The organism is Pseudomonas sp. H3_A02, assembly GCF_054671965.1.
In genome coordinates, this window is record NZ_CP162807.1 from 3,571,447 (window position 1) to 3,593,378 (window position 21,932).

The 21,932-nt window shown below is 61.6% G+C and carries 24 protein-coding genes; 10 read left to right on the forward strand and 14 right to left on the reverse strand.

The annotated features are described in order from the left end of the window. Nucleotides 1-81: 81 nt before the first annotated feature. Nucleotides 82-351 carry a cold shock domain-containing protein CspD gene (gene cspD, locus AB4N80_RS15865; RefSeq protein WP_122568512.1) on the reverse strand — a complete coding sequence of 90 codons (270 nt, stop codon included), beginning with the start codon at nucleotides 349-351 and terminating at the stop codon, nucleotides 82-84. Nucleotides 352-578: 227 nt separating this feature from the next. Here cspD and clpS point away from each other — a divergent pair, with 227 nt between their 5' ends. Then, nucleotides 579-941 (forward strand): ATP-dependent Clp protease adapter ClpS, encoded by a 363-nt coding sequence (gene clpS / locus AB4N80_RS15870; RefSeq protein WP_003180089.1) that lies wholly within the window; start codon nucleotides 579-581, stop codon nucleotides 939-941. Nucleotides 942-970: 29 nt separating this feature from the next. Beyond that, nucleotides 971-3,241, forward strand: coding sequence for an ATP-dependent Clp protease ATP-binding subunit ClpA (clpA, locus tag AB4N80_RS15875; protein ID WP_024616766.1), 2,271 nt, complete (start codon nucleotides 971-973; stop codon nucleotides 3,239-3,241). A gap of 343 nt (nucleotides 3,242-3,584) precedes the next feature. Here the strand turns inward: clpA and infA are convergent, their stop codons facing one another. From infA to trxB, 4 genes are all read right to left on the reverse strand, one after another. Then, nucleotides 3,585-3,803: a translation initiation factor IF-1 gene (gene infA / locus AB4N80_RS15880; RefSeq protein WP_002553999.1), complete on the reverse strand. Its 219-nt coding sequence runs from the start codon at nucleotides 3,801-3,803 to the stop codon at nucleotides 3,585-3,587. 122 nt (nucleotides 3,804-3,925) lie between these two features. Then, nucleotides 3,926-4,633 (reverse strand): arginyltransferase, encoded by a 708-nt coding sequence (locus AB4N80_RS15885; RefSeq protein ID WP_053123176.1) that lies wholly within the window; start codon nucleotides 4,631-4,633, stop codon nucleotides 3,926-3,928. A gap of 57 nt (nucleotides 4,634-4,690) precedes the next feature. Then, nucleotides 4,691-5,371 (reverse strand): leucyl/phenylalanyl-tRNA--protein transferase, encoded by a 681-nt coding sequence (gene aat / locus AB4N80_RS15890; protein ID WP_122568514.1) that lies wholly within the window; start codon nucleotides 5,369-5,371, stop codon nucleotides 4,691-4,693. A 79-nt stretch (nucleotides 5,372-5,450) separates the two neighbouring features. Continuing rightward, a complete protein-coding gene (trxB, locus tag AB4N80_RS15895; protein ID WP_122568515.1) occupies nucleotides 5,451-6,410 on the reverse strand; it encodes a thioredoxin-disulfide reductase in 960 nt (319 codons plus the stop codon). Nucleotides 6,411-6,728: 318 nt separating this feature from the next. Between trxB and AB4N80_RS15900 the strand changes: the two genes are divergently transcribed. The 6 genes from AB4N80_RS15900 (at nucleotide 6,729) to cysG (ending at nucleotide 14,417) form a co-directional block, all read left to right on the forward strand. Then, nucleotides 6,729-9,134 (forward strand): DNA translocase FtsK, encoded by a 2,406-nt coding sequence (locus AB4N80_RS15900; protein ID WP_460082915.1) that lies wholly within the window; start codon nucleotides 6,729-6,731, stop codon nucleotides 9,132-9,134. Nucleotides 9,135-9,192: 58 nt separating this feature from the next. After that, nucleotides 9,193-9,816, forward strand: coding sequence for an outer membrane lipoprotein chaperone LolA (gene lolA / locus AB4N80_RS15905; protein WP_122568517.1), 624 nt, complete (start codon nucleotides 9,193-9,195; stop codon nucleotides 9,814-9,816). 213 nt (nucleotides 9,817-10,029) lie between these two features. Further along, nucleotides 10,030-11,355 (forward strand): replication-associated recombination protein A, encoded by a 1,326-nt coding sequence (locus AB4N80_RS15910; protein WP_122568519.1) that lies wholly within the window; start codon nucleotides 10,030-10,032, stop codon nucleotides 11,353-11,355. Next, nucleotides 11,352-11,726, forward strand: coding sequence for a fluoride efflux transporter CrcB (crcB, locus tag AB4N80_RS15915; RefSeq protein WP_018608522.1), 375 nt, complete (start codon nucleotides 11,352-11,354; stop codon nucleotides 11,724-11,726). The genes AB4N80_RS15910 and crcB overlap by 4 nt, the downstream gene beginning before the upstream one ends. A gap of 15 nt (nucleotides 11,727-11,741) precedes the next feature. After that, nucleotides 11,742-13,022 (forward strand): serine--tRNA ligase, encoded by a 1,281-nt coding sequence (serS, locus tag AB4N80_RS15920; protein ID WP_122568520.1) that lies wholly within the window; start codon nucleotides 11,742-11,744, stop codon nucleotides 13,020-13,022. Continuing rightward, entirely contained in the window at nucleotides 13,023-14,417 is a 1,395-nt protein-coding gene (cysG, locus tag AB4N80_RS15925) for a siroheme synthase CysG (protein ID WP_122568521.1), read from the forward strand. Nucleotides 14,418-14,558: 141 nt separating this feature from the next. Here cysG and AB4N80_RS15930 read toward each other — a convergent pair whose 3' ends face one another. The 8 genes from AB4N80_RS15930 to AB4N80_RS15965 all read right to left on the reverse strand — a co-directional run bounded on the left by AB4N80_RS15930 (nucleotide 14,559) and on the right by AB4N80_RS15965 (nucleotide 18,828). Then, nucleotides 14,559-15,563: a glutathione S-transferase family protein gene (locus tag AB4N80_RS15930; RefSeq protein WP_460082920.1), complete on the reverse strand. Its 1,005-nt coding sequence runs from the start codon at nucleotides 15,561-15,563 to the stop codon at nucleotides 14,559-14,561. Between the two features lie 88 nt (nucleotides 15,564-15,651). Then, nucleotides 15,652-16,653 (reverse strand): glycosyl transferase family protein, encoded by a 1,002-nt coding sequence (locus AB4N80_RS15935; protein ID WP_122568523.1) that lies wholly within the window; start codon nucleotides 16,651-16,653, stop codon nucleotides 15,652-15,654. Further along, nucleotides 16,650-16,985 (reverse strand): TusE/DsrC/DsvC family sulfur relay protein, encoded by a 336-nt coding sequence (locus tag AB4N80_RS15940; protein WP_122568524.1) that lies wholly within the window; start codon nucleotides 16,983-16,985, stop codon nucleotides 16,650-16,652. The genes AB4N80_RS15935 and AB4N80_RS15940 overlap by 4 nt, the downstream gene beginning before the upstream one ends. Continuing rightward, nucleotides 16,982-17,275: a sulfurtransferase complex subunit TusB gene (gene tusB, locus AB4N80_RS15945; protein WP_063320500.1), complete on the reverse strand. Its 294-nt coding sequence runs from the start codon at nucleotides 17,273-17,275 to the stop codon at nucleotides 16,982-16,984. The genes AB4N80_RS15940 and tusB overlap by 4 nt, the downstream gene beginning before the upstream one ends. Continuing rightward, entirely contained in the window at nucleotides 17,275-17,637 is a 363-nt protein-coding gene (tusC, locus tag AB4N80_RS15950; RefSeq protein WP_122568525.1) for a sulfurtransferase complex subunit TusC, read from the reverse strand. Before tusC ends, tusB begins: the two co-directional genes overlap by 1 nt. Further along, the gene (tusD, locus tag AB4N80_RS15955; RefSeq protein ID WP_122568537.1) at nucleotides 17,637-18,029 is read right to left on the reverse strand and encodes a sulfurtransferase complex subunit TusD; all 393 of its coding nucleotides are present in this window, start codon (nucleotides 18,027-18,029) and stop codon (nucleotides 17,637-17,639) included. The genes tusC and tusD overlap by 1 nt, the downstream gene beginning before the upstream one ends. Before the next feature lie 206 nt (nucleotides 18,030-18,235). Then, complete coding sequence (locus tag AB4N80_RS15960) at nucleotides 18,236-18,565, reverse strand: DUF6388 family protein (protein ID WP_122568526.1); 330 nt, start codon at nucleotides 18,563-18,565, stop codon at nucleotides 18,236-18,238. A 2-nt stretch (nucleotides 18,566-18,567) separates the two neighbouring features. After that, nucleotides 18,568-18,828, reverse strand: coding sequence for a hypothetical protein (locus tag AB4N80_RS15965; RefSeq protein ID WP_060741573.1), 261 nt, complete (start codon nucleotides 18,826-18,828; stop codon nucleotides 18,568-18,570). 141 nt (nucleotides 18,829-18,969) lie between these two features. On the opposite strand from AB4N80_RS15965, the gene AB4N80_RS15970 reads away from it, so the two are divergent. Next, entirely contained in the window at nucleotides 18,970-19,320 is a 351-nt protein-coding gene (locus AB4N80_RS15970; RefSeq protein ID WP_122568527.1) for a hypothetical protein, read from the forward strand. 262 nt (nucleotides 19,321-19,582) lie between these two features. Here AB4N80_RS15970 and AB4N80_RS15975 read toward each other — a convergent pair whose 3' ends face one another. Further along, nucleotides 19,583-20,014, reverse strand: a complete 432-nt coding sequence (locus AB4N80_RS15975; RefSeq protein WP_122568528.1) for a GNAT family N-acetyltransferase — start codon at nucleotides 20,012-20,014, stop codon at nucleotides 19,583-19,585. Nucleotides 20,015-20,179: 165 nt separating this feature from the next. On the opposite strand from AB4N80_RS15975, the gene ggt reads away from it, so the two are divergent. Beyond that, nucleotides 20,180-21,907, forward strand: coding sequence for a gamma-glutamyltransferase (gene ggt, locus AB4N80_RS15980; RefSeq protein ID WP_122568529.1), 1,728 nt, complete (start codon nucleotides 20,180-20,182; stop codon nucleotides 21,905-21,907). Nucleotides 21,908-21,932: the final 25 nt, after the last annotated feature.

A 21,932-nucleotide genomic window follows, 5' to 3' on the forward strand; every position in this document is an offset into this window, starting at 1 on the left:
GCGAATCGGCGCTCAGCGCGAATGCCCGGCTAGAGTGATCGAGCCGGGCATTTTCATATCATGCAGGGTGGTGATGATCAGTCAATGGGGCTCGGTGACCCTGGCATGGGTATGAACAAGGGGGGCGGCGTCTTCGACGACGATTACCTTGATGTTGGTGGCGTGCAGGCCCTTGGGTCCCTGGATGACTTCGCAAGTCACAGGCTGCCCGGCTTTCAGGGTTTTATAGCCCTCCATCTGGATGGTTGAGTAATGGGCGAAAAGGTCTTCATCCACCCCGTCGACGATAACGAAACCAAAGCCCTTGGCGTTGTTGAACCATTTAACCCTGCCATTCTTGACGAGCGACATAACCCATTTCCCTCTGCAACGCACTCCATCACTGGAGTATCATCCAGTCCATCCGCAGGCTAATCTTGTTAACAGGATAGATTCCACGGACCTTTTTAACCCACGATGGGCTCTATTGGTTGTAACACCGTTTTCCCGATAGTCAAGGTGGCTCCGGTGGTCGTGGTTGAAATCGCCCACAAGCGCCCCCATCACTGTATTCGCCAACTAAACGAACCTTTCTTTCCATGCATGCAGTCAGCCAGATTCGACTAACATTCAATCAGGATCGCCCGGATCTACACGACGACGATTCCGCAGGCATTGCTGTTCAGGAAGCAAAGCCCGCATTACAGGCGCCACCGATGTACAAGGTGGTTTTGTTCAACGATGACTACACACCGATGGATTTCGTCGTCGAAGTGCTCGAGGTGTTTTTTAACCTGAATCGCGAGCTGGCGACCAAGGTCATGCTGGCCGTCCATACAGAGGGACGGGCAGTATGTGGAGTGTTTACCCGCGACATCGCCGAGACGAAGGCCATGCAGGTCAACCAGTACGCCCGGGAAAGCCAGCATCCGCTACTCTGTGAAATCGAGAAGGACGGTTAACGCCGACCACTTGGGTATGAGGTGAAGCTATGTTAAACCGCGAGCTCGAAGTCACCCTCAATCTTGCCTTCAAGGAGGCTCGTTCGAAGCGTCATGAATTCATGACCGTCGAACACCTGCTGCTGGCCCTATTGGATAACGAGGCTGCCGCCACCGTTTTGCGTGCCTGCGGCGCGAACCTCGATAAACTCAAGCATGATCTGCAGGAGTTCATCGACTCCACCACGCCATTGATCCCCGTGCATGACGAGGATCGCGAAACCCAGCCAACCCTGGGCTTCCAGCGTGTCCTGCAGCGTGCTGTCTTCCACGTACAGAGCTCGGGCAAGCGTGAAGTCACCGGCGCCAACGTGCTGGTTGCCATCTTCAGCGAGCAGGAAAGCCAAGCGGTGTTCCTGCTCAAGCAGCAGAGCGTTGCGCGTATCGATGTCGTCAACTACATCGCCCATGGCATCTCCAAGGTGCCGGGGCATGGCGATCATTCCGAGGGTGAGCAGGATATGCAGGACGACGAGGGCGGTGAGTCTTCTTCTTCAGGCAACCCATTGGATGCCTATGCCAGCAACCTGAACGAACTGGCGCGCCAGGGGCGGATCGATCCGCTGGTCGGGCGCGAGGCGGAAGTCGAGCGCGTGGCCCAGATCCTGGCCCGACGTCGCAAGAACAACCCATTGCTGGTGGGCGAGGCGGGCGTGGGCAAGACCGCGATTGCCGAAGGCCTGGCCAAGCGCATCGTCGACAACCAGGTGCCGGACCTGCTGGCCAACAGCGTGGTGTATTCCCTTGACCTGGGTGCCTTGCTGGCCGGTACCAAATACCGCGGTGATTTCGAGAAGCGCTTCAAGGCGTTGCTCGGCGAACTGAAAAAACGTCCGCAGGCGATCCTGTTTATCGACGAAATCCACACCATCATCGGTGCCGGGGCGGCGTCGGGCGGGGTCATGGATGCGTCGAACCTGCTCAAGCCGCTGCTGTCCTCGGGTGATATCCGTTGCATCGGCTCGACCACGTTCCAGGAATTCCGCGGGATCTTCGAGAAAGACCGTGCCCTGGCCCGGCGTTTCCAGAAAGTCGATGTGTCGGAGCCCTCGGTGGAAGACACCATTGGCATCCTGCGCGGCCTGAAGGGGCGTTTCGAGCTGCACCACAACATCGAATACAGCGATGAAGCCCTGCGCGCGGCGGCTGAACTGGCCTCGCGCTACATCAACGATCGGCACATGCCGGACAAGGCCATCGACGTCATCGACGAAGCGGGTGCCTACCAGCGCCTGCAACCCGTGGAGAAACGCGTCAAGCGTATCGAAGTGCCTCAGGTCGAGGATATCGTGGCGAAAATCGCGCGGATTCCGCCCAAGCACGTCACCAGTTCCGACAAGGAACTGCTGCGTAACCTGGAGCGTGACCTGAAGCTGACGGTGTTCGGCCAGGATGCGGCCATCGACTCGCTGTCGACCGCCATCAAGCTGTCCCGCGCCGGTCTCAAGTCGCCGGACAAGCCGGTGGGCTCGTTCCTGTTCGCCGGTCCTACCGGTGTCGGCAAGACCGAGGCGGCGCGGCAATTGGCCAAGGCGATGGGCATCGAGCTGGTGCGCTTCGACATGTCCGAGTACATGGAGCGCCACACCGTGTCGCGTCTGATCGGTGCGCCTCCGGGCTATGTCGGTTTCGACCAGGGCGGCCTGTTGACCGAAGCCATCACCAAGCAACCGCACTGCGTATTGCTGCTCGACGAGATCGAGAAGGCGCATCCGGAAGTCTTCAATCTGCTCCTGCAGGTGATGGACCACGGTACGCTGACCGATAACAACGGGCGCAAGGCGGATTTCCGCAACGTGATCGTCATCATGACCACGAACGCCGGTGCCGAAACCGCGGCTCGCGCTTCGATCGGTTTCACCCATCAGGACCACTCGTCCGATGCGATGGAAGTGATCAAGAAGAGCTTCACGCCTGAGTTCCGCAATCGCCTGGACACCATTATCCAGTTCGGTCGCCTCAGCCATGAAGTCATCAAGAGCGTGGTGGACAAGTTCCTTACCGAACTTCAGGCGCAACTCGAAGACAAGCGTGTGTTGCTGGAGGTGACCGATGCGGCCCGCAGTTGGCTGGCCGAAGGCGGTTACGATGTAACGATGGGCGCGCGGCCGATGGCTCGCTTGATCCAGGACAAGATCAAGCGTCCACTGGCGGAGGAGATCCTCTTTGGCGAGCTGGCCGAACATGGCGGTGTGGTTCACATCGACATCAAGGACGGCGAACTGACCTTCGACTTCGAAACCACGGCCGAAATGGCCTGACCGTTAATAGCAATAAAGCAAAAGGCGCCGAAAGGCGCCTTTTTGCTGTTCCAGACTCACGCCAATCGCCCCCTTGTGGGGGCGAGCTTGCTCGCGATGGCGGCGGCACACTCAGCATCGATGCAAGCTGACCCACCGCTATCGCGAGCAAACTCGCTCACAGTTTGTTTGGGTAAGGCACAAGATTGGCGTTCCACCGCCAAGTCCCTGTGGGAGCCGAGCTTGCTCGCGATGGCGTCGGTTCAGTCGACATCGATGTTGTCTGATGCTCCGCTATCGCGAGCAAGCTTAGCTCCCACAAACAAAAACGCCCGGCATCAGCCGGGCGTCTTGTATTGACTTGTTAGCGAGCGCGGTAAGTGATGCGCCCTTTGCTCAAGTCATAGGGCGTCAGCTCGACGCGCACTTTGTCACCGGTAAGAATACGAATGTAGTTCTTGCGCATCTTGCCGGAGATATGCGCGGTTACGACGTGCCCATTTTCCAACTCCACACGAAACATGGTGTTGGGCAGGGTGTCGACGACAGTGCCTTCCATTTCGAAGCTGTCTTCTTTCGACATGCAGTAAAGCCCTCGGTATCCAGTGAATGGCCCGGTGCAACTGCGCCAGGCAAAAGCGGCGTGCATTGTGCCCGAAAAAGGGGGGGCAAGCCAAGGGGTTCTAGCTTTTAAGCCGAAGGGTTCTAACTCAGGACGACCCATCGCTGGTTAATCAGCAATTCAATCGGGCGATATTGGGTCTTGTAGTTCATTTTCTTGCAGTTCTTGATCCAGTAGCCCAAGTACACCGCTTCCAGTCCCAGGCGCCGGGCTTCGTTGATTTGCCAGAGAATGGCAAAGCGCCCCAGGCTGCGCCGTTCTTCTTCCGGCTCATAGAAGGTGTACACCGCTGAAAGGCCGTTGGGCAGCAGGTCCGTCACGGCGATGGCGACCAGTCGCCCCTCCAGCCGGAACTCATAGAAGCGGGAAAACGGCAGGTCACGCACCAGGAACGTCGAGAACTGATCCCGACTGGGCGGGTACATGTCGCCGTCGGCGTGGCGTTGTTCGATGTAGCGTTGGTACAGGTCGAAGTATTCTTCGGTGAACTGCGGCTTGGCCGGGCGCACCTGAAGGTCGGCGTTGCGCTTGAAAATGCGTTTCTGCTGGCGATTGGGTAAAAATTGCGCCACGGGAATGCGCGCCGGGACGCAAGCGTTGCAGTGTTGGCAATGGGGCCGATAAAGGTGATCGCCGCTACGACGAAAGCCCATTTCCGACAGGTCTGCGTAGACATGCACATCCATGGGCTGGCTAGGGTCGAGGAACAGCGTCGTGGCCTGCTCCTCCGGCAGGTAACTGCAAGAGTGGGGCTGAGTGGCATAGAACTTCAAACGCGCCAACTCGGTCATGATCGACCCTCGGGATAAGCTTTGAATTTAATTGTAAGCCAGGAGCGCGAATGTCGCTCAGCAAACCCATGTCGCATGGTTGGGTTGGTCCAGATGTGCCTTTAGATAATCGGCAAATTCACTGCGTGGGATCGACCGTGCACCCAGGCTGTGCAGGTGCTCGGTGGGCATCTGGCAGTCGATCAGCACGAAACCGGCGGCCTTGAGGTGTTGGACCAGAGTGACGAAGCCGAATTTCGACGCATTGTCGGCCCGGCTGAACATGGACTCGCCAAAGAACAGCTGCCCCATGGCCAAGCCATACAAGCCGCCCACCAGCACCCCCTGGTCCCAGACTTCCACCGAATGGGCAAAGCCGCGTCGGTGCAGTTCCAGATAAGCGGTTTGCATGGCGTCGGTGATCCACGTGCCGTCGGCATAGTCCCGCGGCGCGGCGCAGGCCTGGATGACCGCGGCAAAATCCCGATCGAACGTCACTTTATAGCGCTGCTTGCGCAACAGTTTGCCCAGGCTGCGGGATACATGCAGTTCGTCGGGAAACAACACCGTGCGTGGGTCCGGCGACCACCACAGGATCGGTTGCCCCTCGGAAAACCACGGGAAGCAGCCGTGGCGATAGGCCTGGATCAGCCGGTCGGCGGATAGATCGCCACCGGCGGCCAATAATCCGTTGGGATCGCGCATGGCTTTTGCCAGTGGCGGGAATTCGAGGCTGTTGCGTTGTAACCAAGTCAGCATGAGTGTCCGGCTTGTAGAAGGGGAGGGCGGCGGATGCGGGTCTCGCCCGTCAGCGAGTACCCGCCGGGAAGGTTAACCGTCAAACGGCAGGGATGTCATCGAGATACTTCTCCGCGTCGAGTGCGGCCATGCAGCCGGCGCCGGCGGAGGTGATCGCCTGGCGATAGACATGGTCGGCCACATCACCTGCGGCGAATACGCCCTCGATAGCGGTCGCGGTGGCGTTGCCTTCGCTGCCGCCGCGCACGAGCAGGTAGCCGTCGCGCATCGTCAACTGGCCCTGGAACAGATCGGTGTTGGGTTTATGGCCGATGGCAATGAACACCCCGGCGAGGGACAAGGTGCTGGTTTCGCCGGTCTCGCTGTGCCGCAGGCGCGCGCCGGTCACGCCGCTGGCGTCGCCCAGGACTTCATCCAGGTTCTGGTTCCAGTGCAGCTTGATATTGCCGCTGGTGGCCTTTTCGAAGAGTTTGTCCTGGAGGATTTTCTCGGCGCGCAGCTTGTCGCGGCGGTGGATCAGGTGCACTTCCCTGGCGATGTTCGACAGGTACAGGGCTTCCTCGACCGCGGTATTGCCGCCGCCGACCACCGCCACCACCTGGTTGCGATAGAAAAAACCATCGCAGGTCGCGCACGCGGAAACCCCTTTGCCGGCGAAGCTTTCTTCCGAGGGCAGCCCCAGGTACTGGGCCGAGGCGCCGGTGGCAATGATCAGCGCATCACAGGTGTAGGTACCGCTGTCGCCGATCAATTCAAACGGGCGCTGCTGCAACTTGGCCGTGTGAACATGGTCGTAGACGATCTGCGTGTCGAAACGCTCGGCGTGCCGCTGCATGCGCTCCATCAGAACCGGGCCGGTCAGGCCTTCGACATCGCCGGGCCAGTTATCGACTTCCACGGTGGTGGTGAGCTGGCCACCGGCCTGCACGCCAGTAATGACTACGGGTTTGAGGTTGGCGCGGGCGGCATAGACCGCCGCGCTGTACCCCGCGGGGCCGGAACCGAGAATGATCAGGCGTGAATGCTTCACTTCGCTCATAAAAAACACCTCATAAGCCTTTGTCACAAAAGAGAATGCATGGTCCAATTGGCGCTTGTGCACCCTGTATCCGGCGATGCTGTCACTCAGCGAGCGGGCAATGCCTTGGCGTCGACAAACCCGTACAATGCTTGGGTTTTGAACGCAGGATGGGCTAAAGATCAAATTTTCGGCCGCGCCTGCAGTTTTCTGGATGCACCTCACAGTGGTAAAAGTAGTACCGGTTGTGCACATTCACTTTTTTACCTGCTCGTCATGGGCAGTTTTTTATAGTCATTCAACAGATGGACGCGCCATTGGCGCAGGAAAAGAAGCGTTTTGAAGAAATCCACCGCAGCACCTAAACCAGTCGTTCCGCTCTGGCGCCAGCAATTGCACTACCGGCTCAAGGAAGGTGCATTGATCGCCATCGGTGCCCTGTGCCTGTTCCTGATGATGGCCCTGCTGACCTACGGCAAGGACGATCCGGGCTGGAGCCATAACAGCAAGATCGACGATGTGCAGAATTTCGGCGGTCCGGCCGGTTCCTACAGCGCCGACATCCTGTTCATGGTGCTGGGCTATTTCGCCTACATTTTCCCGTTGCTGCTGGCGATCAAGGCCTACCAGATCTTCCGTCAGCGCCATGAACCGTGGCAGTGGAGCGGCTGGCTGTTCTCCTGGCGCCTGATCGGCCTGGTGTTTCTGGTGCTGTCGGGGGCCGCGCTGGCCCATATCCATTTCCATGCGCCCACCGGCTTGCCGGCCGGGGCGGGCGGGGCGCTGGGGGAAAGCCTCGGCGACCTGGCCAGGAACGCCCTGAACATCCAGGGCAGCACGTTGTTGTTCATCGCCCTGTTCCTGTTCGGCCTGACGGTATTCACCGACCTGTCCTGGTTCAAGGTCATGGACGTCACCGGCAAGATCACCCTCGACCTGATCGAACTGATCCAGGGCGCCATGAACCGCTGGTGGGCGGCGCGCACCGAGCGTAAGCAACTGGTGGCGCAACTGCGTGAAGTCGACGACCGGGTCCACGACGTGGTGGCCCCGACGACGCCGGACAAGCGCGAGCAGGCCAAGGTCAAGGAGCGCCTGATCGAGCGTGAGCAGGCGTTGAGCAAGCACATGTCCGAGCGCGAGAAGCAGGTGCCGCCGGTCATCACCATGGCCCCGGCCAAGCCGCCGGAGCAAAGCAAGCGCGTACAGAAAGAGAAACAAGTGCCGCTGTTCGTCGACAGTGCGGTGGAGGGCACCTTGCCGCCGATCTCGATCCTGGACCCGGCCGAGAAGAAACAGCTCAACTATTCCCCTGAATCCCTGGCGGCCGTCGGCCACTTGCTGGAGATCAAACTCAAGGAGTTCGGCGTCGAGGTGTCGGTGGACTCGATCCACCCGGGCCCGGTGATTACCCGCTACGAAATCCAGCCGGCCGCCGGCGTGAAGGTCAGTCGCATCGCCAACCTGGCGAAGGACCTGGCGCGTTCCCTGGCCGTGACCAGCGTGCGGGTGGTGGAAGTGATTCCCGGCAAGACCACCGTGGGTATCGAGATTCCCAACGAAGACCGGCAGATCGTGCGCTTCTCTGAAGTGCTGTCGACGCCTGAGTATGACAACCACAAATCGCCGGTCACCCTGGCCCTGGGCCATGACATCGGCGGCAAGCCGGTCATCACCGACCTGGCGAAGATGCCCCACCTGCTGGTGGCCGGTACTACCGGTTCCGGTAAGTCGGTGGGGGTGAACGCGATGATCCTGTCGATTCTGTTCAAGTCTGGCCCGGAAGACGCCAAGCTGATCATGATCGACCCGAAAATGCTCGAACTGTCGATCTACGAAGGCATTCCGCACCTGCTGTGCCCGGTGGTCACCGACATGAAGGACGCCGCTAACGCCTTGCGCTGGAGCGTCGCCGAGATGGAGCGCCGTTACAAGCTGATGGCAAAGATGGGCGTGCGCAACCTGTCGGGCTTCAACGCCAAGGTCAAGGAAGCCGAAGAGGCCGGTACGCCATTGAGCGATCCGTTGTATCACCGCGAAAATATCCACGATGAAGCGCCGCTGCTGCACAAGTTGCCGACCATCGTGGTGGTGGTGGACGAATTCGCCGACATGATGATGATCGTCGGCAAGAAGGTCGAAGAGCTGATCGCCCGTATCGCCCAGAAGGCGCGGGCGGCCGGTATCCACTTGATTCTCGCCACGCAGCGGCCGTCGGTGGACGTGATCACCGGCCTGATCAAGGCCAACATCCCGACCCGAATGGCGTTCCAGGTGTCGAGCAAGATCGACTCGCGGACCATCATTGACCAAGGCGGCGCCGAGCAGTTGCTCGGTCATGGTGACATGCTCTACATGCCGCCGGGTACCAGCCTGCCGATCCGTGTCCACGGTGCGTTCGTTTCCGACGACGAAGTGCACCGCGTGGTGGAGGCCTGGAAGTTGCGCGGCGCCCCTGAATATAACGACGATATCCTCAACGGTGTCGAAGAAGCCGGCAGCGGTTTCGAGGGCAGCAGTGGCGGCGGTGACGACGATGCTGAAACCGATGCGCTCTATGACGAAGCGGTGCAGTTCGTCCTGGAGAGCCGCCGGGCCTCGATTTCCGCCGTTCAGCGCAAGCTGAAGATCGGCTACAACCGCGCCGCCCGCATGATCGAAGCCATGGAAATGGCCGGGGTGGTGACGGCCATGAACACCAACGGCTCGCGCGAAGTACTGGCGCCGGGCCCGATGCGCGACTAATGACCCGGGCGGCCTGCTGAAGCGCCGCTCGACCCCCCACGACTTCATGAGGACTCCCATGCGCCTGATTCGCATGTTGCTGTTGCCCGTACTGGCCCTGACCACCTTGTCGGCCCACGCCGATGAAAAGGACGTGGCCCGCCTGACCCAGTTGCTGGAGCGTTCCCAGACCCTGACGGCACGCTTTTCCCAACTGACCCTCGACGGCAGCGGCACCCAGTTGCAGGAAACTGCCGGCGACATGGCCCTGCAGCGTCCAGGCCTGTTTTACTGGCACACCGATGCACCGGCCGAACAACTGATGGTTTCCGACGGCAAGAAAGTCTCGCTGTGGGACCCGGACCTGGAGCAGGTCACCATCAAGACTCTTGACCAGCGCCTGACCCAGACCCCGGCATTGCTGCTCTCCGGTGACGTTTCCAAGATCAGCCAGAGCTTCGACATCAGCTCCAAAGAGGCGGGCGGCGTGATTGACTTCACCCTCAAGCCCAAGACCAAGGACAGCCTGTTCGACAGCCTGCGCCTGTCGTTCCGCAATGGCCTGGTCAACGACATGCAACTGATCGACAGTGTCGGCCAGCGCACCAATATCCTGTTCACCGGGGTCAAGGCCAACGAGCCGATCGCCGCGTCCAAGTTCAAGTTCGACATCCCCAAGGGTGCGGATGTGATCCAGGAATAAACAAAGCCCGGTGGGAAAAGGCTGTGGGAAATGGTCTGTGGGAGCAGATCTGTGGGAGCAAGGCTTGCCCGCGATACAGACACACCTCGGTGCATCTGATAGACCGAGGCGATGCAATCGCGGGCAAGCCTTGCTCCCACAGACCACTTCCCACAGATCTGCTCCGGCAGAGAGGATCGGCACCAGGACCCAGTGGAGGTTGCACAAGTAGTGATGGACCTGTTTCGAAGCGCCCCGATTGCCCAGCCATTGGCCGCCCGCCTGCGCGCGACCAACCTGGATGAGTACGTCGGCCAGGAACATGTGCTCGCCCGCGGCAAGCCCCTGCGCGAAGCGCTGGAGCAGGGCGCGCTGCATTCGATGATCTTCTGGGGCCCGCCGGGCGTGGGCAAGACCACCCTGGCGCGACTGCTGGCGGAAGTCTCGGACGCCCACTTCGAAACGGTGTCGGCGGTGCTGGCCGGGGTCAAGGAAATCCGCCAGGCGGTGGAAGTGGCCAAGCAGCAGGCCGGCCAGTACGGCAAACGCACCATCCTGTTCGTCGACGAAGTGCACCGCTTCAACAAATCCCAGCAGGACGCCTTCCTGCCCTACGTCGAAGACGGCACGCTGATTTTCATCGGCGCCACCACTGAAAACCCTTCGTTCGAACTCAACAACGCCTTGCTCTCGCGGGCGCGGGTCTATGTGCTCAAGAGTCTCGACGAAACGGCGATGCGTAAGCTGGTGCACCGTGCGCTGACCGAGGAACGCGGCCTGGGCAAGCGGCAGTTGAGCCTTAGCGATGAAGGCTTCCAGATCCTGTTTTCCGCCGCCGATGGCGATGGCCGGCGCTTGCTCAACCTGCTCGAAAACGCCTCGGACCTGGCCGAAGACGACAGTGAGATTGGCGTCGAACTGCTGCAAAGCCTGTTGGGCGATACCCGCCGGCGTTTCGACAAGGGCGGCGAGGCGTTCTACGACCAGATTTCGGCGCTGCACAAATCCATCCGTGGCTCCAACCCCGACGCGGCCTTGTACTGGTTTGCGCGCATGATCGACGGCGGCTGCGATCCCCTGTACCTGGCGCGCCGGGTGGTGCGCATGGCCAGCGAAGACATCGGCAACGCCGACCCCCGGGCCCTGAGCCTGTGCCTGGCGGCGTGGGACGTGCAGGAGCGCCTCGGCAGCCCGGAAGGTGAGCTCGCCGTGGCCCAGGCCATCACTTACCTGGCCTGCGCGCCGAAGAGCAATGCGGTGTACATGGGCTTCAAGGCGGCGATGCGCAGCGCCACCGAGCACGGTTCCCTCGAAGTGCCGCTGCACCTGCGCAACGCGCCGACCAAGCTCATGAAGCAGTTGGGCTATGGCGAAGAATACCGTTACGCCCACGACGAGCCGGACGCTTATGCCGCCGGCGAAGACTATTTTCCTGATGAACTTGAACCCCAGCGCTTCTATCAGCCGGTGCCTCGTGGCCTTGAGCTGAAGATCGGCGAGAAGCTCAACCACTTGGCGCAACTGGACCGCTTGAGTCCACGGCAGCGGAGAAAACCTTGATCCCCTTGATACTGGCTGTTTCCGCTGGCGGCGTCGCCGGCACGTTACTGCGTTTCGCCACGGGCAACTGGATCAACGCAAATTGGCCCCGGCACTTCTATACCGCGACGCTGGCCGTTAATATCGTGGGCTGTCTGCTGATCGGCGTTCTATACGGTCTGTTTTTGATTCGCCCGGAAGTGCCCATCGAGGTACGCGCGGGGCTGATGGTCGGCTTTCTCGGCGGCCTGACGACTTTTTCATCCTTTTCACTGGATACGGTGCGCCTGCTGGAAAGCGGGCAGGTGCCGCTGGCCCTGGGCTATGCGGCCATCAGCGTATTCGGCGGGCTGCTCGCCACGTGGGCCGGCCTGTCCCTGACCAAACTTTGATAACGAGAGACCGACATGCTCGATTCCAAACTGTTACGTAGCAACCTTCAGGACGTAGCGGACCGCCTGGCTTCCCGTGGCTTTGCCCTGGACGTCGCGCGCATCGAAGCGCTGGAAGAACAGCGCAAGACCGTCCAGACCCGCACCGAAGCCCTGCAGGCTGAACGTAACGCGCGCTCCAAGTCCATCGGTCAGGCCAAGCAGCGTGGCGAAGACATCGCGCCGCTGATGGCCGATGTCGAGCGCATGGCGGGCGAATTGAGTGCCGGCAAGGTCGAGCTGGACGCGATCCAGACCGAGCTGGATTCGATCCTGCTGGGCATCCCGAACCTGCCTCACGAATCGGTGCCAGTCGGTGCAGACGAAGACGGCAACGTCGAAGTGCGCCGCTGGGGCACGCCGACAACCTTCGATTTCCCGGTGCAGGACCACGTGGCCCTGGGCGAGAAGTTCGGTTGGCTCGACTTCGAAACCGCCGCCAAGCTGTCGGGCGCCCGTTTCGCCCTGCTGCGTGGGCCGATCGCCCGTCTGCATCGGGCCCTGGCGCAGTTCATGATCAACCTGCACGTCACTGAGCATGGCTACGAAGAAGCCTACACGCCGTACCTGGTCCAGGCCCCGGCGCTGCAAGGCACCGGCCAGTTGCCCAAGTTCGAGGAAGACCTGTTCAAGATCAGCCGCGACGGCGAGGCTGACCTGTACCTGATCCCGACCGCCGAAGTCTCGCTGACCAACATCGTCGCTGGCGAGATCGTCGACGCCAAGCAACTGCCGATCAAGTTCGTCGCCCACACGCCGTGCTTCCGCAGTGAAGCCGGGGCGTCGGGCCGTGATACCCGCGGCATGATCCGCCAGCACCAGTTCGACAAAGTCGAGATGGTCCAGATTGTCGAGCCTTCGAAGTCCATGGAAGCCCTGGAAAGCCTGACCGCCAACGCCGAGAAAGTCTTGCAACTGCTGGAACTGCCGTATCGCACTCTGGCGCTGTGCACCGGCGACATGGGCTTCAGCGCAGTCAAGACCTACGACCTGGAAGTCTGGATCCCGAGCCAGGACAAATACCGCGAGATTTCCTCGTGCTCCAACTGCGGCGACTTCCAGGCCCGCCGCATGCAGGCGCGTTTCCGCAACCCGGAAACCGGCAAGCCGGAACTGGTCCACACCCTCAACGGTTCCGGCCTGGCGGTGGGCCGGACCTTGGTGGCAGTGCTGGAAAACTACCAGCAGGCCGACGGTTCGATCCGGGTACCCGAGGTGTTGAAACCCTACATGGGCGGCATCGAGGTCATCGGCTAAATGGACTATTTGCCACTGTTCCACAACCTGCGCGGCAGCCGCGTGCTGGTGGTTGGCGGCGGGGAGATTGCCTTGCGCAAGTCCCGCCTGCTGGCCGTTGCCGGCGCGTTGCTGCGGGTGGTCGCACCCGACATCGAACCGCAGTTGCGGGAGCTGGTCAGTGGCAGCGGCGGCGAGTGTGTCCAGCGCGGTTACCTCGAGACGGATCTGGACGGGTGCGGGCTGATCATTGCCGCCACCGACGACGAACCGCTCAATGCCCAGGTCTCGGCCGACGCCCACAAGCGTTGCGTGCCGGTCAACGTGGTGGACGCGCCGGCCCTGTGCAGCGTGATCTTTCCGGCGATTGTCGACCGCTCTCCATTAGTGATCGCGGTGTCCAGCGGCGGGGATGCGCCGGTGCTGGCGCGGCTGATCCGGGCCAAGCTGGAAACCTGGATTCCATCGACCTACGGGCAACTGGCCGGGCTGGCGGCGCGCTTTCGCAATCAGGTCAAGCAACTGTTTCCCGATGTCCAGCAGCGCCGGGCGTTTTGGGAAGAGGTGTTCCAAGGCCCTATCGCCGACCGCCAACTGGCCGGGCAGGGCGGCGAAGCCGAGCGCTTGCTGCGGGAAAAGATCGACGGCCAGGCGCCGAACGCGCCGGGCGAAGTCTACTTGGTGGGAGCCGGGCCGGGGGATCCGGACCTGCTGACCTTCCGCGCCTTGCGCTTGATGCAGCAGGCGGACGTGGTGCTGTACGACCGCCTGGTGGCACCGGCAATCCTCGAACTGTGCCGGCGTGACGCTGAACGCATCTACGTCGGCAAGCGCCGCGCCGACCACGCCGTACCCCAGGATCAGATCAACCAGCAATTGGTGGACCTGGCCCGCCAGGGCAAGCGTGTGGTGCGATTGAAGGGCGGCGATCCGTTCATCTTCGGCCGTGGTGGCGAGGAGATCGAAGAGCTGGCGGCCCATGGCATCCCGTTCCAGGTCGTCCCGGGCATCACCGCCGCCAGTGGTTGCGCGGCCTACGCCGGGATCCCGCTGACCCATCGCGACTACGCCCAGTCGGTGCGTTTCATCACTGGCCATCTCAAGGACGGCACCAGCGACTTGCCGTGGGCAGACTTGGTGTCGCCGGCGCAGACGCTGGTGTTCTACATGGGCTTGGTCGGCTTGCCGATGATCTGCAACGAGCTGATCAAGCACGGTCGCGCGGCGGATACGCCGGCGGCGTTGATCCAGCAGGGTACGACGTCCAACCAACGGGTGTTTACCGGCACTTTGGCGGACTTGCCACGGCTGGTGGCCGAGCACGAGGTGCATGCGCCGACGCTGGTGATCGTTGGGGAAGTGGTGCAACTGCGCGAGAAACTGGCGTGGTTTGAAGGGGCTCAGGGGCAGGTCTAGAAAGACCGTGTCGCCTCCAATCGCGAGCAAGCTCGCTCCCACAATTGATCGTGTTCAACCATGAATCTGCGGTTGCACACAGTCCACTGTGGGAGCGAGCTTGCTCGCGATGAGGCCCTCAAATACAGCGAAAATCCCGGATCAGCCCCTAACCCCACGCCAAATCCCTTTCCCACTCAACCTTTCCCGATCATGGGCGAGCGTAAAGTCCTGCTTCGGCCCCTTGGGCACGATCCCATTGGGGTTGATGGTCTTGTGGCTGCCATAGTAATGGCCTTGGATGTGGGTGAAATCCACGGTCTCGGCAATGCCCGGCCACTGGTACAGCTCCCGCAGCCAGTTCGACAGGTTCGGATAATCGGCGATGCGCCGCAGGTTGCATTTGAAGTGACCGAAGTACACCGCGTCGAAGCGGATGATCGTGGTGAACAGGCGGATATCCGCCTCAGTCAGGTATTCGCCGGCCAAGTAGCGCTTGGTTGCCAGCAAGGCCTCCAGCCGGTCCAGTTCGGCGAATAAACCGTCGAATGCTTCTTCGTAGGCCGCTTGGGTCGTAGCGAATCCGGCCCGGTAGACACCGTTGTTCACCGCCGGGTAGATCCGCTCGTTCAGCGCGTCGATATCGCGGCGCAGGTGCTCGGGATACAGGTCCAGGTCGTTGCCGGTCAAGCCATCGAAGGCGCTGTTGAACATGCGGATGATTTCCGCCGATTCGTTGTTGACGATGCGCTGTTGCTGTTTGTCCCACAGCGCCGGCACGGTGACGCGACCAGTGTAGTCTGGCGTGTCGGCGGTGTAGCGCTGATGCAGGAATTGCAGATCGTCGAGTTTGTCGCCTGTGGAGCCGTGGGCCTTGTCGAAGGTCCAGCCATTTTCCAGCATCAGGTAGCTGACCACCGAGACATCGATCAAGTCTTCCAGGCCCTTGAGCTTGCGAAAGATCAGCGTGCGGTGGGCCCAGGGGCAGGCCAGGGAGACATACAAATGGTAGCGCCCGGCCTCGGCGGCAAACCCGCTCTCGCCCGAGGGGCCGGCACTGCCGTCGGCGGTGACCCAGTGACGGCGCTGCGCCTGTTCGCGCTGGAAGGTGCCGTCCTTGCTTTCATACCACTGGTCCTGCCAGCGGCCCTCGACTAACAAACCCATCTCGATCTCCTCGGCCAATAAACGTTGGAGGCGAGTCTATTCCGATAGGTTCGAACTAAAAGCGCAAAGGTTGGGCGTTAATGATCGGTTAAATCGAACGGTCTCGGGCATCCCAATACTGCCGGGCTTTGTCGAACGCTTCGTCGCGGGTATCGCCCAGGCCACGCAGGGCCAATGCCATGGTGGCGATCAGCGCCAGTTGCGGGTAGCTGTCCTCGACCTCACCACGCCAGATCGCCTTCAAATGCTCGGGGTCGAGGCTCTCCGGTTTGACATGGCGCTGTTCGGCCAGGCGCGGCCATTCTTCGTCCCAACTGGCGCCGCCAGTGGTGCCGTACAGGTGACTGTCGGCGTCCGGGTTGATCTCGATCTCGCCGCCGTCGCCCTTGATCACGATGGCAGTGTCACCGAGCAAGCCGCTGGCATCGCGATGCACAGCCTGGTAGCCCGGGTGGAAGATGCTTTGCAAGCCGCAACGGGCCGCCAGTGGGTTGAGGATCCGCGCCAGGGAGTGGATCGGCGAGCGCAGGCCCAGGGTGTTGCGCAGGTCGATCATGCGCTGCATCTGCGGCGCCCAGTCCACCAGCGGCATGAAGGCCAGGCCGCCGTTGTCCAGCGCACTGCCGACCTGCTGCCAGTCCCGGCACAGTGGGATCTGCAACAGGCCCAGCAATTGTTCGGTGTAGAGGCGACCGGCGGTGTGGGCACCGCCGCCGTGCATGAAAATCCGCACGCCGTTCTGCCCCAGGCACTTGGCCGCCAGCAGGTACCACGGCAAATGGCGCTTCTTGCCGGCGTAGGTCGGCCAGTCGAGGTCCACCGTCAACGTCGGGACCACCAGGCGTTCGCGCAGGGCTTCGGTGAAGCCGGCCATTTCCTCGGCGCTTTCTTCCTTGTGCCGCAGCAGCATCAGGAAGGCGCCCAGCTGGGTGTCCTCAACCTGTTCGTCGAGCACCATGCCCATGGCTTCGCGGGCCTCTTCGCGGGTCAGGTTGCGGGCGCCGCGCTTGCCTTTGCCAAGGATACGCACGAATTGGGCGAACGGGTGTTCGGCCGGGGTCTCAAGGGTCAGTGCTGGAAAGTCGGTCATAAGCAATTCGTCGGTTTGGGCAGGCCCGCCAGCTTGGCGGCGAGTTTGGCGGGAGTGCCTTTGAACAATCGGTTCAGGTGCAGGCTGTTGCCTTTGTCCGCCCCCAGTTTCAACGCCGTGTACTTGATCAGCGGCCGGGTCGCGGGGGAGAGCTGGAATTCGTCGTAGAAACCGCGCAGCAGTTCGAGGATTTCCCAGTGTTCGGGACTCAACTCGATGTCCTCGGCGGTGGCCAGGGCCGTGGCGACTTCGGCCGACCAGTCGTCCAGGTCGGCCAGGTAGCCGTCCTTGTCCAGCGCGATGGCGCGGTCGCCCACGTTCAGCGTGTTCATAGCCAGGTGTTGACCTTGTCGTGCTCGATCGATAGCTCGACGAAACCTGAGTAGTTGATGGCTTCGGCCCAGTCTGGCGTGTCCAGGGCGCGGGCCTGGAGGTCTTCGGCGAGCACGAACAGGTTCACGCCGGCGGCCTGCAGCACTGCAAACGGTGGGCTGCCCGGCTGCAACGCATACGTCGCGTCGCCGCACAGCAGCAGCGCATCCTGATTGCCCAGTACTCGTAGGCAACTGGCGAGGCGGTTATCGCCGAAGGGCGAATGAGACAACACATGCAAAGTCGACATCAGAGGGTGATCACCTGGTCGTAACGGTCGATGAGCGCGGCGATGTCCGGCGCGTTCAGTACTTTCACCTCGCCCAGCGCCAGGGCAGCGCTGGCAACGCCACGTTCGGCGGCGCTGTCGGCGCAGAGGAACAGTTCCTCGACGCCGAACATAGGCAATGCCTGCAGGTTGGCGCTCAGGTCCTTTTGCTGGACTGCCTTGGCGTTTTGGCCGGCGCTGAGCTGGAACACCCCGTCATCGAGAAACAGCAGGCCGATGGGCAGGTCGAACGCCCCGCCGGCGAGGACGATGTCCAGCGCTTCACGGGCACCCGGGCCCGACCAGGGGGCCTGGCGGCTGATGAGCAATAAAGACTTGGCCATCACGCGCCTCCAAAACAGATCAAGCGGTCGGCGTCCTGGATCGCATCGTGCAACTGGCCCAGTCCGGACAAGGCCCAGGGCGCTTCGACGCTGGCCGCCGAACGCTGGTAGCGCTGGGCTTCTTCCTCGTTCAACACGCCACGACGCAACGCCGCCGCGATGCAGACCACGCCGTCGAGCTGGTTTTCGCTGACAAAGGCGCGCCATTGTTGGGGCAGGTCCTGTTCGTCCTGGGGCGTGACGACACTGGCGCAGGCGTTATAGACGCCGTCCTGATAGAAAAACAGCCGCACGATCTCATGCCCACCCGCCAGCGCCGCTTGGGCAAACAGCAAGGCACGGCGCGAGGAGGGCGCATGGGCGGCGGAAAACAGCGCAATGGCGAACTTCATGACAGACCCGATCAGCAAAACTGCGGCCATGATAAAGCTTTATGGGCGGGGGGGCGATTGTGTATGCCTGTGTGGGAGCAAGGCTTGTGCAGCGAGGTCTGTGTGGGGGCAAGGCTTGCCCGCGATGAGGGCCATGCGGTCTCCGGAAAACCGAGGCGCCTGTATCGCGAGCAAGCTTTGCTCCCACAGATGGGCGTGTGATCAGGCTACTGCTTGAGGCCATGCAACTCGCAATACTCCACCCATTCCATCCCGGCCATTTCCGCCACTTCCCTGTGCACCTCCAGGCGCTGGGCCTGGTACTCCTCAGGCGAGGCGGCGGTCAGTTGCAGGGTCAGTTCCCAGGCAAACAGGCCCAGGCGCTCGGCCTCGGCTTCGAACGCTTCATGCAAGCGCTCGGCACGGTACTGCGCGGTGGTCTCGCCCTTGGCCTGGGCCAGCAGTGGGTTGAGGTGGTCCAGTTCGAGGCGCAGTTCGGGGCGCTCATCGAGAAACTTTTCCAAGGCCCGTTCGTGTTGCTGTTCGGTTGCCGCCATGGTCACTCCTTGGGAGACGAGGACTGTTTCTTGCTGGCCTTGGCCGCAGCCGCCAGGCATTCGAGGGCGAATTGTTCGGTGTAGGTCATCTGGATCGGCGTGGTTTCGCCCTTGACGGTACGTTCGCCGTCGAGGATGTAGCGAATCCGTTTGTCGGTGACGCCGATTCGCTTGGCGATCCAGGAAGGTGTCTGGCCGATCTGGCTGATCAGTTTGTCGGCATATTCCGGGGTGGGCTTGTAGAACTCGGCGTTGGGGGTCATGGGGTGTTCCGCGTGGCTGGTGGCAATGGCGCGACAGATTGCGTGAATCGGTGCTCGCTGTCGCGGGTAAATTTCAGTAAAGCAGCACGATGGCTTGGGCCGCAGTGCTACAGTCCGTTTTTTTCTCGATGAGTGATCGCAATGCGAATGTTGACGGTGGCCCTGGCCGCCACTTTGCTGGCCGGCTGCGCGGGCTCGGCGATGAACGAGGCTCGGACCCAGGCCCCTTACAAGACCCTGACCTCGGACAAACCGGAACAGGTCGTGGCCCAGTGTGTGCAATTTTCCTGGCAGGACGAAGCGGTATTCGGTGTCGATGCCGGCGCCTACCTGCAAACGGGCAAGAAGGGCGGCTCGACGGTCTATACCCGCTCCGCCGAGTCGTTTGTCGACTTGCACGCCGGTGCGACGGGCACCGAGTTGAGCTATTACGCCAAACATGACGACTTCGTGGCCAAGCGCCGGTTGGCGGCGTTGGCGACGTGTCTATAAGCAACTCGAGTTGAACACCGGATCGAATGTGGGAGCGGGCTTGCTCGCGAAAGCGGTTAACCATTCAACATTTTTGTCGACTGATGCTCCGCTTTCGCGAGCAAGCCCGCTCCCACACTGGTCCTGGGTGGCCGAAAGATTGCCATCCACCGCAATCCCCCTGTGGGAGCGAGCTTGCTCGCGATAGCCATCCAACAGTCAACATGTCTGTCGACTGACCCACCGCCATCGCGAGCAAGCTCGCTCCCACAGGGGTTGGGTTTCAGTCAGAGGGCGTTAGGCGTTTCTGAAAGAAGAAGTGCTGGTGGCCCGGCGGGTAGTCGTCGATCTGGCCGATTTCCGTGAAACCGTGTCTGCGGTAGAACGCCGGGGCCTGGAAGTCGAAGGTGTCCAGCCAGATGCCCACGCAGTTCTTCTCCCGGGCCAGTTCTTCGGCCATCTGCATCAGGGTCGAGCCGGTGCCCTGGCCCCGGGCCTGTTCCGGCACCACCAGCAATTCGATATACAGCCAACCAAAAAACACTCGGCCGTAGAGTCCCCCGACGATTTCGCCCTGTTCGTCCCGCACCAGCCAGGCCACCAGTTCAGGCACCGTCCCACCGGTCTTGGCGGTGTTATAGGCGCGTAGCGGGGCGAGGATGGCTTGGCGTTCTTCGTCGGTGGGCGTGTCGGTGCGTTCGATTCGTAGCGTCATCGGCGATGTCCTTATGCGTTGGGGGATGAACCGCAGGAGCCTATCCCAAAGGTTGTCGTGACGTCATCCGGTCGACGAGCGAACAGGCGCATTACGCAAATCGGGCCATACTGCCTAATGCTTTTGAAGCGATCCCTATCCCTAAAAACAAGAAGAGACCGACTCATGAAGTTCGAATCCTTAGCTCGAACGCTCATCGCTACGTCATTGACCCTCGGTTGCTTATCGACGTACGCCGCTTCCCAAGCGCCGGTGGCCGCCGAGAACGGTATGGTGGTCACCGCCCAGCACCTGGCGACCCATGTCGGGGTCGACGTGCTCAAGAACGGCGGCAATGCCGTGGATGCGGCGGTGGCGGTGGGCTATGCCCTGGCCGTGGTGTATCCGGCGGCGGGCAACCTGGGTGGGGGTGGTTTCATGACCCTGCAACTGGCCGATGGTCGCAAGACGTTCCTGGATTTCCGCGAAAAAGCCCCTCTGGCCGCTACCGCCAACATGTACCTGGACAAGGACGGCAACGTCGTGCCCGAGCTCAGTACCCGCGGCCACCTGGCGGTAGGCGTGCCCGGCACCGTGTCCGGCATGGAACTGGCGTTGAGCAAGTACGGCAGTAAACCCCGGGCGGAACTGATCGCCCCGGCCATCAAGTTCGCCGAGGAAGGCTTCACCCTGGAACAGGGCGATGTCGATCTGCTGGAAACCGCCACCGATGTGTTCAAGAAGGACATGCGCGACTCCGGGGCGATCTTCCTGAGCAACGGCGAGCCCATGCAGGTCGGCCAGAAGCTGGTGCAAAAAGACCTCGCCAAGACCCTGCGGGAAATCTCCGCCAAGGGCGCCGACGGCTTCTACAAGGGCTGGGTCGCCGATGCCCTGGTCACCTCCAGCCAGGCCAACAAAGGCATCATCACCCAGGCCGACCTGGACAAGTACAAGACCCGCGAGCTGGCCCCGGTGGAGTGCGACTACCGCGGCTACCACATCATCTCGGCACCGCCGCCCAGTTCCGGCGGGGTGGTGCTGTGCCAGATCATGAACATCCTCGACGGCTATCCGATGAAGGAGTTGGGGTTCCACTCGGCCCAGGGCATGCACTATCAGATCGAAGCCATGCGCCACGCCTACGTGGACCGCAACAGCTACCTGGGTGATCCGGACTTCGTGAAGAACCCCATCGACCACCTGCTGGATAAAAACTATGCCGCCAAGCTGCGGGCCGCGATCGAACCGCAGAAGGCCGGCGACTCGCAGAAGATCAAGCCCGGCGTGGCGCCCCACGAGGGCAGCAACACCACCCATTACTCCATCGTCGACAAGTGGGGCAACGCCGTTTCGGTTACCTACACCCTGAACGACTGGTTTGGTGCCGGCGTCATGGCCAGCAAGACCGGGGTGATCCTCAACGATGAAATGGACGACTTCACCGCCAAGGTCGGCGTGCCCAACATGTATGGCCTGGTGCAGGGCGAGGCCAACGCCATCGCGCCAGGGAAGGCGCCGCTGTCGTCCATGAGCCCGACCATCGTCACCAAGGACGGCAAGACAGTCATGGTGGTGGGCACCCCGGGCGGCAGCCGGATCATCACCGCGACGTTGCTGACCATCCTCAACGTGATCGACTACGGCATGAACCTCCAGGAAGCAGTCGATGCGCCGCGTTTCCATCAACAGTGGATGCCGGAGGAGACCAACCTGGAGACGTTCGCGGCCAGCCCTGATACCCAGAAGCTGCTGGAGAGCTGGGGGCACAAGTTTGCCGGCCCGCAGGATCCCAACCACATTGCCGCGATTCTGGTTGGCGCGCCGTCATTGGGCGGCAAGCCCGTGGGCAAGAACCGCTTCTATGGCGCCAACGACCCCCGTCGCAACACCGGGTTGTCGCTGGGTTATTGAGGGAGTGCGCGGCTCCAACACGGTT